11 protein-coding genes are annotated in these 13,121 nt (G+C 46.9%); 9 read left to right on the plus strand and 2 right to left on the minus strand.

Annotated features, from left to right (window positions below):
• Nucleotides 1-22 precede the first annotated feature (22 nt).
• Nucleotides 23-1,516 (plus strand): sialate O-acetylesterase, encoded by a 1,494-nt coding sequence (locus AC58QM_RS34710; RefSeq protein ID WP_497289224.1) that lies wholly within the window; start codon nucleotides 23-25, stop codon nucleotides 1,514-1,516.
• Nucleotides 1,517-2,029: 513 nt separating this feature from the next.
• Here the strand turns inward: AC58QM_RS34710 and AC58QM_RS34715 are convergent.
• Nucleotides 2,030-2,614 carry a P-loop nucleotide/nucleoside kinase family protein gene (locus tag AC58QM_RS34715; protein ID WP_497289225.1) on the minus strand — a complete coding sequence of 195 codons (585 nt, stop codon included), beginning with the start codon at nucleotides 2,612-2,614 and terminating at the stop codon, nucleotides 2,030-2,032.
• A gap of 192 nt (nucleotides 2,615-2,806) precedes the next feature.
• Here AC58QM_RS34715 and AC58QM_RS34720 point away from each other — a divergent pair, with 192 nt between their 5' ends.
• The 6 genes from AC58QM_RS34720 (at nucleotide 2,807) to AC58QM_RS34745 (ending at nucleotide 10,474) form a co-directional block, all read left to right on the plus strand.
• On the plus strand, nucleotides 2,807-3,940 hold the full coding sequence (locus AC58QM_RS34720) for a serine hydrolase domain-containing protein (protein ID WP_497289226.1): 1,134 nt from the start codon (nucleotides 2,807-2,809) through the stop codon (nucleotides 3,938-3,940).
• A gap of 201 nt (nucleotides 3,941-4,141) precedes the next feature.
• Nucleotides 4,142-5,743, plus strand: a complete 1,602-nt coding sequence (locus AC58QM_RS34725; RefSeq protein WP_497289227.1) for an AraC family transcriptional regulator — start codon at nucleotides 4,142-4,144, stop codon at nucleotides 5,741-5,743.
• A gap of 100 nt (nucleotides 5,744-5,843) precedes the next feature.
• Entirely contained in the window at nucleotides 5,844-6,851 is a 1,008-nt protein-coding gene (locus AC58QM_RS34730; protein WP_497289228.1) for an ABC transporter substrate-binding protein, read from the plus strand.
• A gap of 15 nt (nucleotides 6,852-6,866) precedes the next feature.
• A complete protein-coding gene (locus AC58QM_RS34735) occupies nucleotides 6,867-7,874 on the plus strand; it encodes a FecCD family ABC transporter permease (protein WP_497289229.1) in 1,008 nt (335 codons plus the stop codon).
• Nucleotides 7,867-8,895 carry a FecCD family ABC transporter permease gene (locus AC58QM_RS34740; RefSeq protein ID WP_497289246.1) on the plus strand — a complete coding sequence of 343 codons (1,029 nt, stop codon included), beginning with the start codon at nucleotides 7,867-7,869 and terminating at the stop codon, nucleotides 8,893-8,895. The genes AC58QM_RS34735 and AC58QM_RS34740 overlap by 8 nt, the downstream gene beginning before the upstream one ends.
• A gap of 706 nt (nucleotides 8,896-9,601) precedes the next feature.
• Nucleotides 9,602-10,474, plus strand: coding sequence for an alpha/beta hydrolase (locus tag AC58QM_RS34745; RefSeq protein WP_497289230.1), 873 nt, complete (start codon nucleotides 9,602-9,604; stop codon nucleotides 10,472-10,474).
• A 500-nt stretch (nucleotides 10,475-10,974) separates the two neighbouring features.
• On the opposite strand, the gene AC58QM_RS34750 is transcribed toward AC58QM_RS34745, so the two are convergent.
• Nucleotides 10,975-11,856: an AraC family transcriptional regulator gene (locus tag AC58QM_RS34750; protein ID WP_497289231.1), complete on the minus strand. Its 882-nt coding sequence runs from the start codon at nucleotides 11,854-11,856 to the stop codon at nucleotides 10,975-10,977.
• Nucleotides 11,857-12,009: 153 nt separating this feature from the next.
• On the opposite strand from AC58QM_RS34750, the gene AC58QM_RS34755 reads away from it, so the two are divergent.
• Both AC58QM_RS34755 and AC58QM_RS34760 read left to right on the plus strand, forming a co-directional pair.
• Nucleotides 12,010-12,441: a GNAT family N-acetyltransferase gene (locus AC58QM_RS34755; protein WP_497289232.1), complete on the plus strand. Its 432-nt coding sequence runs from the start codon at nucleotides 12,010-12,012 to the stop codon at nucleotides 12,439-12,441.
• Nucleotides 12,442-12,451: 10 nt separating this feature from the next.
• The gene (locus AC58QM_RS34760) at nucleotides 12,452-13,087 is read left to right on the plus strand and encodes a histidine phosphatase family protein (protein WP_497289233.1); all 636 of its coding nucleotides are present in this window, start codon (nucleotides 12,452-12,454) and stop codon (nucleotides 13,085-13,087) included.
• Nucleotides 13,088-13,121: the final 34 nt, after the last annotated feature.

The raw sequence follows: 13,121 nt of genomic DNA on the forward strand, positions 1-13,121 counted from the left end.
ATTTAGGTAACGAGGTGTGAAAATGAGCAAACGCTTTCAACTGCATGCGATCTTCTCTGAGGGGATGATTTTGCAGCGGAATCAAGAGAATCCGATATGGGGTACAGGCCCAGATGGGATAACGGTTACCTTGACGTGCCAAGGACAACAAGTACATAGCCTCATTGCTAACGGCAAGTGGCAGGTGATTTTGCCCGCATCTGAAGCGGGAGGCCCTCATAGCTTAACCGTTAGCTCGGAGGGGCAGCTGCTAGCAGAAATCCAAGACGTCTACTTTGGTGACGTTTGGCTAGCTGGCGGTCAATCCAACATGGAGTGGCCGGTAAGGGAGACAGATCATGCGCAGGCGGACATCGCGGAAGCTCACTTTCCACTTATTCGTTACTTCGATGTCCCCCGAGTGGAATGGGCTGACCCTGCCATAGAAACGCCGATGAACGCGTCTTGGAAAAAGGCGCTGCCTGAACATGTGCCGGACTTTTCGGCAGTTGCTTATCATTTTGCCCAGCATATTCAGGCTTCTGAGGGGATACCGATTGGTATCATTGGCTGCAATTGGGGCGGTACCTCGGCTTCTTGTTGGGTAAATGAGGCAACGATTCAACAGCATCCGGAGCTGCAAGTGTATCTGGATACGTTTGCCGAACAGATCAAGGATTTTGATTGGGCCACCTATGAGAGCATTGGGCAAGCCTATGATCAAGCGGTTGCTGATTATGAGAAGCGTAAAGCAGCAGGTGCCACGAAAGAGGAGCTCGGGGGTTACCCATGGCCGCCTCCTATGAATCCACATACTCCCATGAGGCCTTGTGGTGTGTATGAGACGATGCTGCTCAAAATAGCACCTTACGGCTTAAAGGGCTTCCTGTTCTACCAAGGGGAGAGCGATGTTAAACGAGCGGACGTGTATGACAAGCTGCTGACAGGACTTATCGACTATTGGCGGTCACTCTGGCAAAAGGACAATCTTCCCTTCCATTTCGTGCAGCTTCCTTCATTTAACTATGAAGGTAATCCCGATGGGGAAGAGTGGGCGCTGCTTCGCGAATCCCAAACGATGGTGAATGAACGTATCCCGCATACGGGAATGGCGATTGCCCTGGATTGCGGCGAGCGCGATGACATCCATCCGCGGGATAAGCGTGCGGTCGGATACAGACTCGCGTTAACAGCTTTGGAGCATGTCTACGCGCGCGAGCTCACAAGCTCAGGGCCTGTATACCGCGAGCTGCAGATCGAGGAGGGGCGGGTTGTGCTCCATTTTGATCATACCGAGGGCGGATTAGCGCTGGCTGAGGGGAGCGAACGGCTCATCGGCTTCCAGCTTGCTGAAGCGGAGGGGCCTTTCATGGAAGCAGAGGCGAGCATCGAAGGCAGCACTGTTGTTCTGTGGCATCCAGCAATCGCGAAGCCAACGAGGGCGAGATATGCTTGGACCAATTACACAGAGGCCAACTTGTTGAATGGTCTTGGTTTGCCAGCTGGCACGTTCCGCACGATACGTGAGAATAGATGAACTGGGGCGTTTAGACGGATGCATGCGCTGTAAAATGCCAATGATTAAATGGCAAAGAAGCTAAGCTTGTGGGCTTAGCTTCTTTGTTTTTGTGTTTATTGCATATGCAGCTGTGAAACGCGCTGCTGCGTGCTGTAACTCGAAAAAATCGAGTTACAGCTGAGAAACGCGGGCTTCTGCGCGCTGCAACTCGAAAAAATCGAGTTACAGCTGAGAATGGTGAGCTCCTGCGTGCTGCAACTCGAAAAAATCGAGTTACAGCTGAGAAACGCGGGCTCTTGCGTGCTGTAACTCGAAAAAATCGAGTTACAGCTGAGAGTTGCGGGCTTCAGCGTGCTGTAACTCGAAAAAATCGAGTTACAGCTGAGAATGGCGAGCTTCTGCGCGCTGTAACTCGAAAAATTCGAGTTACAGTTGTGAAATGCGGGCTACTGCATGCAGAAAATTGCTACCTGAATCATGGTGCGTCGTGGAACGCGTGCAACTATCCTCAGCGCTGTCTCATCAATACAGTCAAGCCAAGATAAATGACGCAAACTCGGCTTCCCTTTCCTCCGATACAGGCTGCGAGTTATCCCAGTAGATGAGCGACGACGGAGCCATTTGCCACGATACCTCTCTACGCTGCAGCGCGGGGCGAAATTGATGCCAATTGTCCAGCTTCCAAACATCCAAAGCTGATCCCCTTTCACGAATACGCTCCTTGTAAGCGTCCTCGCTCGGCAAATACACATAAATTACCCTAACCCTGACATCCTGTACCGTAGCGCCTATGCGAGCCAACTCCTCTGACAGCCACAGTGGCTCCCCTTGTTCCTTGGTAAAAGGGCCGATCACGACGGCATCCTGTCCAACGGATAACTGCTCCAGAGCCGCGTCCATGGTGATGCGATAGCCCAAATCACGGCAGTGGGCCTTGTAAAATGGTGAATCCCGATCACTCGGATCTTGCCCAGCAAGCGTCATGATCGCTTCCGCGGCAGGGCGCAACAAGGTGTCCATATCCAAGAAAGCACCGCCATGTTGGCGCACCCATGCTTTCGCTAGTGTTGTTTTGCCTGCACCTGCAGGGCCGATAAAAAAGATTAATTTACGCATAGGTAACCTCCGGGGAGTGACTTTTAAATCATATGTCATAAGATTGTAACATAAGAGCGTTTACAACTTCGATTTTCAGGAAACTTTCAGCTGGATTAAAGGTTCCTTTAAGATTTCGACCATAATTACATCACATTTTTCTCGTATATTTAGGAGAAATAGGGGTTAATTTAAATCGGAAGGATCGATTACATGTTAACGAATGTGACTAGTCCTCTTCAAAGTGGATATGGAACAGTATCCCAACCTGCAGATCTATGGTCAACACAAGGCTGGCCAACTTCAACACCCGAAGCACAAGGTATATTCTCAGCTACGTTAGCTAAGACTTTTGAGGTTTTTGATAAGCAAGGCGTGCATAGTGTAGCAATTATTCGTCATGGTGTGTTGGTAGCGGATGCTTATAAAGAAGGAATTCAAGCGGGAATTCCTCAAGATATGAAATCAGTAACGAAGAGTGTGACATCGGCTCTATTCGGTATTGCTTTAGCAGAAGGTAAGCTGAAAAGTCCAGAGCAGCGTCTAGCTGTATTTTTCCCAGAGTTAGAGAAAGATCCCTTAAAGTCTAAGATTCGATTAAAGCACCTGCTTAGTATGACTTCAGGTCTCTCTTGGGATAATTATCAGGAGCACTCATCAAACGAAATGATGCATGAACCGGATTGGATCCAATATATCCTAGATCGTCCTGTAAAACATGAACCAGGGGAAGTGTTCAACTATTCCAACGGGGATGCGCACTTACTCTCGGCTGTGCTTGAAAAGGTTACGGGGATGACCATGTTTGATTATGCCAAGTCACGGTTATTCGAACCGTTAGGCATTACGAATGTGAACTGGAGCCATGACCACAAAGGAATTACAATTGGTGCGTGGGCACTTGCTCTAACACTTGAAGATATGGCGAAGATAGGCTTGCTTTATCTCAGAGAAGGACAATGGGAAGGGAAATCAATTATTCCCCAAGCATGGATCCGTACTTCATTGGCGAAGCGGATTCACTTGAATTATAGTAACGGTACCCGAGGCACGTATGGCTACTACTGGTGGTCCAAAACGCTTGCCAAAGGAATCGTAAGAGGAAGCCGCAAAGAAATGGATGTTTTCTATGCATCTGGTTCTGGTGGTAGACGCATATTTGTTATACCGGATTTGGATCTGATTGTTGCGCTAACAGCCAATACGGATGATGTGGATATGCCGGAAGGCTTGTTGCATCATGTGGTTCAGTCAATTCGATCCGACAAAGGGCTCTCTGAGAACCCGGTAGCTAATGCGCAATTAAAGCAAGCCATTCAAGTTTTCTCAGCATCAGCTGTTAACTAAACATGGACAAGCCGCACATCGTAAGATGGCGGCTTTTTCTTGTGCTGATTTCTCGGTTACGAGAGCAGATGAGAATGTGTAGATCTACCCCCAAGTGTAACGACAAGAAGGTCCGTAAATCGTTGACAGGCCTTCTCTTTGTATGCTAAATTTTATATTGATAATGATTCTCAATTACGTAAATAGAAAGGGGCTGCTATCTTGTCTGAAGTATTTACTAAAGATGAAGACACGTTCCTTTGCCTTGATCATACATGGCTTAAATTCCGTACTGCGCAGCTCGTTCAAGAGGGAAAGTTGACGCAGCAGTTTATGTCTTCCTATTGCATGATGGTTGTCAAGCAAGGTGAAGGCGATTTGAGAATAGATTTGGAAACCTATCGTATGCAGTCGGACACGGTACATGTCGTAGAGCCTGGTCAAACCATAGGCTTTTGTGATGGACAGAAGTCGGAACTGTATTTAATTACATTTGATATCCATGGCGATACTTCGGATAAAGAAGTGATTTTTCCACTTTTGGGTGAGCTGCCTATTCATATCGAGAGCACACTAAATCAGCTCTGTGAGCAGCTCTGTCTTTGCAGTCGAAGTGAAAGTGCCGTAGAGCGTTTTCGAGGTCAGCCTGTTTTTTTAGAATTGATATACTGGGTAATGACGCACACTCGTCAGAATGCCAAATTGGACTCACGCGCCGCTATGGATCGTACTAAGAGCTATATTGAGGCCAATTTTAGGGAAAGTATGACGATAGAACAGCTCGCGCGGATGGCGGAAATTAGTCCGAAATATTACGTGAGTTTATTCAAAAAGACATACGGCAAAACAGCCATCGACTATTTGACGGAAGTCAGGGTGAACATGGCGAAGCAGCTTATGCTGCATACTGATGTACGTTTGAAGGATGTCGCCTACCAAGTGGGCTACAATGATGAGTTTTATTTTAGTCGCATGTTTAAGAAAGAGGTTGGTGTCTCGCCGACTGTTTATTTGAAAAACCGCCGACAACGTATTGTTGCCTATTCTGTGGCGGTGCTAGGACAATTGCTTGCGCTCAAAATCATGCCTTTTGCCGCTCCCTTACACCCCAAATGGAGTTCCTACTATTATAATAACTATCGTACTGATATCCCTTTGCACTTGAGTGGGTATCGGTTTAATGAGGATTGGGAGACGAACGTGAACGTCTTGGCGAACAGCCAAGTGGATTACATCATTAGTACGGACCAACTACAAGTGCAGGAGAAGGAACGTTTGTCACACATTGCGCCCGTACATATCATCCCTCTGTATGATAAAACCTGGCAAGAACAGCTCCACGCAACAGCGCAGATTGTAGGTGCTTTAGAGGAAGCTGTTGTTTGGATAGATGGCTATAATCACAAAGTAAAACTCGTACGAGAACGATTAGAAGAAGAGCTGCAGGGTGACACCGTATTATTTGTCAGCCTACTTGGCGATAGCTTCTTTTTATTTCCGACACGCGGGATGCGAGATGTGTTTGAAGATCTGGCTTTGCTGGCACCACGCGGGCTAGAGCAGTTTCAGGCTAATCACAGCTTGACGCTCGAGGAGCTAGCTCAACTAGATATGGATCACTTGATGCTCAATATCAGGCAGGAATCTGAGACCTTGCAGCATTGGGAGCGAATCCGAAAGTCCATGTTATGGCAGGATTTAAAAGTTGTACGCAGAAATCGGGTTCACCTCATCTCTTCGGATCCGTGGCGCGAGTACTCTGCCTATGCCATGGAGCGCATGATTCAAGACCTTCGTGAGCATTTATGTGACAATCGTACATGAGATTTTCCGTATATTGTCCATGTTCGGCATGGGCAACTTCTTTTATAATTTAATGAGAATGATTATCATTCGTAGCGGATAGAGAGGGGATTTAAGAAAAATGAAAAAGTTAGCAACAATCGGTATTACGACATTGGTTCTATTAGGGTTGACGGCATGTGGCGGGGGGAAAACAGAAACGGCTCCAGCGGCAGCAGGCACAACAGCTCCGAGTGCCACAGTTGCACCTACGGCTGCTCCTGCAGCGACACCATCAGGACCAAGAGTCATTAAATACGTTGGCAAAGAGTACACAGTTCCTGCGAAAGTGGATAAACTCGTTATTACGGGTGCGCTCGAGTCCTTGGAAGATGCTTTGCTTCTAGATGTGAAGCCAGTTGGTGCACTAACGGTTGGTGGCAAATTCCCAGCAGTATTCGCACCAATTACGGATAAAGCAGAGGGCGTAGGCGAGAAAGCACAGCCGAACCTCGAAACGATTTTGAAATTGAAGCCAGATGTTATTCTTATGAGCACGAAATTCCCTGCGGAGACGATTGAGAAAATGACGAAAGTCGGACCAACGATTCCGGTATCTCACATTGCAACGGATTGGGAGAACAACTTGAACTTGCTTGGCGAGCTAACAGGTAAACAAGATAAAGCGAAACAAGTGCTAGATAAGTACAAAACCGATTCGGCAGCTTTGAAAGCGAAGATCGGTCCCATTTTCAAAGATAAAAAAGTATTGGCGCTTCGCGTTCGTGCAGGCAGCTTGTTCATCTTCCCAGAGGATGTATTCTTTAATCCATCGATCTATGCCGAGTTAGGTGCAACGGTTCCAGCTGAAGTAAAAGCGGCGAAAGCACAAGCCAATATTTCACTTGAGAAACTATCCGAGATGAACCCGGATTACTTGATCGTGGAGTTCTCTGAGGAAGAGAACAAGGATACACCGAAGGTGTTTGAGGATCTGAAGAACAACCCTATTTTCAAAAATATTAATGCCGTTAAGAATGGCCAATTATATACGAATCTTGTAGATCCACTTTTACAAGGTGGTACAGCTTACAGCAAAATTAAATTCCTAGAAGCAATTAATGGCTCTAAATTAGTTGGAGCAAAGTAAAGTGAGTGTAGCGCTATGAAATGGAGAGTTCCCGCACCAACGCTCATCTTATTGGCAGCGCCTTTCGCCGTGTTTTTTACGATCGTGCTGTCCATTACGTATGGGGCCAAAAGTATTGATTTTAGCCAAATTATTGAGGCTTTTGTCCATTTTGATCCAGGCAATGTCGATCATCAAATTATTATGCATGCTAGATTACCTAGGGTTATTGGGGCGCTGCTCGTTGGCGCTTTCCTAGCGGTGTCGGGCGCTCTCATGCAGGGGATGACCAGGAACTATCTGGCATCCCCTTCAATCATGGGCATATCCGATGGCTCAGCATTCGCGGTAACTGTTTGCATGGTCATTGCACCATATTCCTCGATGATGGCTATGATTATGGCCTCTTTTGCTGGCTCGGCGTTAAGCATTATGATTGTATTCGGGCTAGCTTCGCTATTGCCAGGGGGATTGTCACCTGTACGATTGGCGATTCTAGGGACGCTTATCGGGACATTTCTGAGCAGTGTGTCTGCTGCTATTGCGATGTATTTTCAAGTTTCCCAAAATATTAGCTTCTGGTATAACGCACGTCTCCATCAATTGGACCCGAAGCTGATTATGCTGGCGGTTCCTTTTGCCGTTGTTGGCTTGGGACTCGCCATATGGATGTCCAAGTCGGTGACGATTTTCTCATTAGGGGACGAAATCGCCGTATCGCTAGGGCAGAAAACGTTGCAAGTTAAACTGTTAACGACATTAAGTGTCGTTTTGCTGACAGGCATTTCCGTAGCGATTGCGGGCAAAATTGGGTTCGTAGGTTTGTTAGTTCCTCATATGACTCGGTTTCTAACAGGCCTTGATTACAAATGGATAATCCCTTGCTCTGCGGTTATTGGTGCGGTATTTTTAGGACTTTGTGATGTGCTGAGTCGCTTCCTTAATTATCCGTTTGAGATGCCAATTGGTGTCGTCACCGCCATACTCGGTGTTCCGTTCTTCCTCTATCTCATTCGTACACGAGGAGGGGAGTCTCATCGATAAAAAAAGTGATCGACGTTACGCGTTGCAAGTCATTATTGGGATTAGCCTCTTGTTATTGACGGCGTATATGTCTCTAACGAACGGAGCCTTCGATATTACATTGAAGGATGTGTTTAAGACCCTCTTGCGGATCGATCCGCAGCATGATTATGATTTGGTTATTTTAGAGTTCCGCCTCCCACGTATTGTCATCGCCTTATTGGTGGGAATGGGGTTAGGGATGGCGGGAACGGTTGTGCAGAGTTTGACGAGGAACAACTTGGCCGATCCCGGCATATTGGGCATCAACGCGGGAGCGGGGATGGCGATGGTCATCTTCCTCTTTTTCTTCCAAGGGAAGGTAAAAGGTACAGGATGGGCGGCGATTCTAGCCATGCCTGTAGTTGGCTTGGTAGGCGGGCTGGGCGCAGCGCTTCTCATTTATATCTTTTCCCAAAAAAATGGACGACTAGATTCGCAGCGCCTTCTACTCACGGGGATTGCGATTGCATCGGGCTTATCCGCAGTGACGGTATTCATTACGCTCAAAATGAATGCCAAAGATTTCGAGATGGCTGCCGTCTGGGTATCCGGCAGCATTTATAGCGCGAACTGGAAGTATATCATCTCCATGCTGCCCTGGTTGCTGTTATTGACGCCAGTCCTGATCTGGCGATCCCTTGTGCTGGATGTGTTCCAGCTCAGTGAAGAGAGTGTACGCGGGCTGGGCGCAGCCGTGGACAAAGAGAAAGCGATCCTGCTGCTGAGCAGCATCGGTATTGTCAGTGCCTGCGTATCCGTCTCCGGCGGCATCGGATTTATTGGCCTCATGGCGCCGCATATCGCTCGCCGACTCGTCGGCATAACGCATCGGCGGCTGCTGCCTGTCAGCGCGATGGTCGGCGCGCTCTTGGTGATGATCTCCGATTTCATCGCCAAGATGGCGTTCGCGCCGGTGGAGATGCCCGTCGGCGTCGTCATCGCCATTATTGGCGTGCCGTACTTTGTTTGGCTGCTCTATCGGAATAAGCATCGCCGATAGTGCTTCGTGGCCGCCCCTGGGAGGGGGCGGCTTTGTGGTGTTTGGGGTTAGTTGGCGTGAGTGGGCTGGCTTGGTGGGTGGGGCTACTTTTTTTGGGGAAACCGCCTGTCGTACTCGCCTCTGAGTGGATTAGATGGATTTCCTACAGTTAATGTGACGGAAAATCGCACTTTGTAGCAAATAGATGGATTTCATGTAGCTAATTTGGGCCAGAATCGCGGATATCGATCAAATCGTCAGAAATAGATGGAGGAAATCCAGTTAAACATGAATACCGAGAGATTTCATAGAAATTAGCTGGAGTTTTTACAGTTAATCCTCTCAGGGACGGGGACAAATGACAAACGAGCTACTTGAACACCTTACTCCTACACCAACATAGCATTCCCACGCACCTCATTTTCGCCAAACCAAACAAGCTACTTAAAAGGCTCTGTCACCACCAACAGAGCATTCCCACGCACCATATTCTCGCCAACACCGCTATCCAGCCTCATTCTCGCCATCTCCATCAACCACTCCAGATGGCCAATCTGAACATTCTCCATTCGATTTTGTGAATATCGTTCATGGTCGATGTGTTTACCTTACTCTATAATCAACAGTGAGAACTATTATCAGTGAAAGTTTCGGTAGCTTTTCCATAACCAAACTAATTCCAACCTATTTGTTACCCCTGAAACAAGAGAAGAAGAGAGGAAATCAAATGACCCGTTTACCCGATCCATCCATCGAGACTTCAACAACTTCGAATGGAGTTGTCCGTCAGTCTTTTACGTTACCAAACACTGAACAGTATCTTCTTCATAGCGCTACACGAGAGCAACCCTATCAAATTTACGTCTTCAAGCCTGCGCAAGATGCACCACTGGAAGGGTTTCCAGTTGTTTATTTGCTGGATGCGAATGCACTTTTTGCCACGATGGTTGAAGCACTGCGTGTACAATCACGAGTCCCTGAGAAGACAGGCGTCTACCCAGCAGTCGTGGTAGGAATCGGTTATCCGACGGATGAGCCGTTCGATTCCTCGCGGTTTTATGATTTTACGATGCCAACGCCTCAAGAAGTGCTGGATGCTCTACCTGTACGTAACAAGGATGCTGCCCGCCCACAGCTTGGAGGTGCAAATGCCTTCCGAGTCTTTATTGAGCAGGAACTCAAACCACGCATCGAACGCGATTATCTGATTAATACGAGGCAACAAGCAATTTTTGGTCATTCATTGGGTGGACTTTTCGTGTTACAAACGATGTTCACACAGCCGCAAACGTATCAGACCTATATAGCTGGCAGCCCTTCGATTCACTGGAACAAGGTCATACTGAAGGAACAAGAAGATCAATATATAGCTAATCTCAGCGTCACACAACTAAACCACAAGCTGCTCATCACGACCGCAGAACTGGAGCGGGAGCACCCAAGTAACATGAGTGAGAATGCAAGAGAGCTGTATGAGCGCCTAGCGCTTTTACCAAGCGAGAAACTTCATGTGGACTATTACGAGTTTGAAGGGGAAGGGCATGTTTCGGTGCTTCCTGCGCTGGTCAGTCGTGCTGTTCGCTTTTTGCGAAGGACATAAAATAAGGGCAAGCATGGAATGCTCCGGACAGTAAATGCAAGAAATCGTTCTATTTTAAAAAAATAGCTCGATATCTAGCGCTTAGGCGTGAAGAGATATCGGGCTTTTTTACTTGGAATTTCAAAAATAATCAATTTGTTTCAGATTAGTTCTATAATGATAATGGGAATCATTATCACCATTAAATGTTAAATTAAGGAGATATAATTGTTAACTACTACACGGGTTAAGCGAATTAAGCGGCAAGAAAGCTCGTGCGTAAGTTAGAAAGCTACCTAATTCCTGCGCTTTTGTAGGATTAGGGAGCTTTTTTAACATAATAGAAAGTTTATGGTTCAGAGCGGGGCCGTTCGCCGCCCACTAGCGCACAAGAAATGTGCGCAAGAGAGGCGCCGAGGCCGCCCGCCGCCCGCTAGCGCACCAAAAAAATGCGCAAGGGAAGAGCTGATGCCGCCAGCCGCTCACTAGCGCACAAAAAATGTGCGCTAGTGTATTGCAGCTTAGCTACTCTGACTTCTCTTCACAGGTATCCAGATCTCACTCCGGAACGTAGGCGAAGTCGTATCCTTATCCGCGTTCCACAGCATTTCCGGTCCAGCGATTTGTTCATAGCCAGAGGAAGGAAACCATTCGGAGTAGATGCGTCCCCAGATATTTTGTAACGTTTCAGGAAAAGGTCCGACGGATTCGAAAACCGCCCACGTCGAGGCAGACACGTCTAGTTTGGTGAGATTCTCGGGACACGGATTTGTTGTAGCAACACCAATATAGTGGTCAAGCTCTCCCTTTTCCTCCATGCGGCCTTCGGAGAAGTTGGTGGAGGCACTTATAAATCCAATAGGCTCGACATTGGAGAGTTGTTTAAGGGTGTTAATTAAGTCCATGTTCAAGCTTTGCCACATGGCTGCAATTTCAGGATTAACACCGTTAAAGATAATCGGAACCCTTTTATAAAGACCAACGATTGAAAAAGCTTCTTTTTCCTCGATGCGATAATTCATTTCATTTCCCCCTTGAATCGTAATTTGGAAGGTCATAGGCGGATAGGCTTTTAATGATTGCCCATTACTCCTAGCTTCGGACGGTGTAATGCCATGCAAATTTTGAAATGATCTTGTGAATGAGTCCGGCGAGCTATATCCGTATTTGATGGCAATATCAATGACTTTGACTTGGCTGTCTCTCAGCTCAAAAGCGGCAAGACTTAGCCGCCTGCGGCGAATGTATTCCGAAAGTGGAATGCCTGCGAGAAACGAAAACATGCGCTTGAAGTGATATTCCGAGCATAAGGCAAGTCGAGCTACTTCTTTCGTGTCAATCGTATCTGTCAGGTTGTCTTCGACATATTTGAGCGCATTGTTCATATTTTTAAGCAAATCCATCGTTCTGACCTCCTATATCTATAGAATAGCAGGAATCATTATTCGCTATCCGACATTTCGTGCACAAGTATGCAGGACTTTTCTGAGATGACGAGTGTAGAAATCTGAGATATTATGGTAGTTAACACAAATAGAAGTAGAGGAGTAGAAACGATGGAGATTACTTGGAACCAATTTGTTATTAGTGATAACAAAGAACGGCTAGACTTAGATGTGATCAAAGGTTTCCTTGCACGAAGCTATTGGGCGGATAAGCGTCCGGAAGAAAGAACGTTACGCTCCATCGAGAACTCTGTATGCTATGGCGTGTATGAGGGACGCAAACAAGTAGGCTTCGCAAGAGTCATCACGGACAACGCGACCATGTTTTATTTATGCGACGTATTTATCGATGAAGACTACAGAGGCATGGGGATCGGCAAGAAGCTAGTTGAAAGCTTAGTCACCTCTGATGAATATAAAGATCTTATGGGCTTGTTGGGGACGAAGGATGCGCATGAGTTGTATGAGCAATTTAATTTTGAGCACGATGCCGAACGTTTTATGCGAAGAATCCCTGACTATGTAAGGAATATGAAGCGTTAAGGAGTCCATTATGACTGAAACAACCACCATTTATATCATTAGACATGGCCAAACAGCATGGAACGTGGAGCACCGTTTACAAGGTCATCAGGATTCCCCACTAACGGAATTGGGAATAAAGCAGGCTCAGTGGTTAAGTGATGCACTTCAACATGAAGAGATGGATGTGATGTACACAAGCTCAAGTAGTAGAGCGGTCAAAACAGCAGAAATCGTTCGTGGTCAACGAGACATAGCGATCGTCCAAAGTGATGCCTTGAAAGAGATGAACCTCGGAGACTGGGAAGGTAAGCAGCAATCGGAAGTAAAGGATGAGTATCCGGAACAATTTGACCATTTTTGGAATCAGCCAGATCGGTTCGGTGTCCCTCACAGTGAAACTTTCGCGGAGGTAGCTGAACGGGCGATGACGATGCTGCAACGCATTCATGAAGCTCACGCGGGGAAGACAATTGCTATTGTGACTCATACGGTGGTAGTGAAGCTGATCATGGCTTATTATGAGCAAAGGTTGATGAAGGATATCTGGCAACCACCTTATATTCATCCAGCTTGTTTATGTAAAATTGTTTTTACGGAAAATGTTCCCCAGATTATACTTCATGCAGACATCCGTCATTTTCAGGAAGCACCCACGAGCGATTAAAGACTCGTATATCAATCCCTACTTAGAAGGAGCT

This window comes from Paenibacillus sp. J22P165, from assembly GCF_059692015.1.

What these genes read in the sequence shown, in the direction of transcription:
- AC58QM_RS34745 (WP_497289230.1), top strand. Translation starts at nt 9,602, where the DNA reads ATGACCCGTTTACCCGATCCATCCATCGAGACTTCAACAACTTCGAAT.
- AC58QM_RS34710 (WP_497289224.1), top strand. Translation starts at nt 23, where the DNA reads ATGAGCAAACGCTTTCAACTGCATGCGATCTTCTCTGAGGGGATGATT.
- AC58QM_RS34720 (WP_497289226.1), top strand. Translation starts at nt 2,807, where the DNA reads ATGTTAACGAATGTGACTAGTCCTCTTCAAAGTGGATATGGAACAGTA.
- AC58QM_RS34750 (WP_497289231.1), bottom strand. Translation starts at nt 11,856, where the DNA reads ATGGATTTGCTTAAAAATATGAACAATGCGCTCAAATATGTCGAAGAC.
- AC58QM_RS34735 (WP_497289229.1), top strand. Translation starts at nt 6,867, where the DNA reads ATGAAATGGAGAGTTCCCGCACCAACGCTCATCTTATTGGCAGCGCCT.
- AC58QM_RS34730 (WP_497289228.1), top strand. Translation starts at nt 5,844, where the DNA reads ATGAAAAAGTTAGCAACAATCGGTATTACGACATTGGTTCTATTAGGG.
- AC58QM_RS34715 (WP_497289225.1), bottom strand. Translation starts at nt 2,614, where the DNA reads ATGCGTAAATTAATCTTTTTTATCGGCCCTGCAGGTGCAGGCAAAACA.
- AC58QM_RS34755 (WP_497289232.1), top strand. Translation starts at nt 12,010, where the DNA reads ATGGAGATTACTTGGAACCAATTTGTTATTAGTGATAACAAAGAACGG.
- AC58QM_RS34760 (WP_497289233.1), top strand. Translation starts at nt 12,452, where the DNA reads ATGACTGAAACAACCACCATTTATATCATTAGACATGGCCAAACAGCA.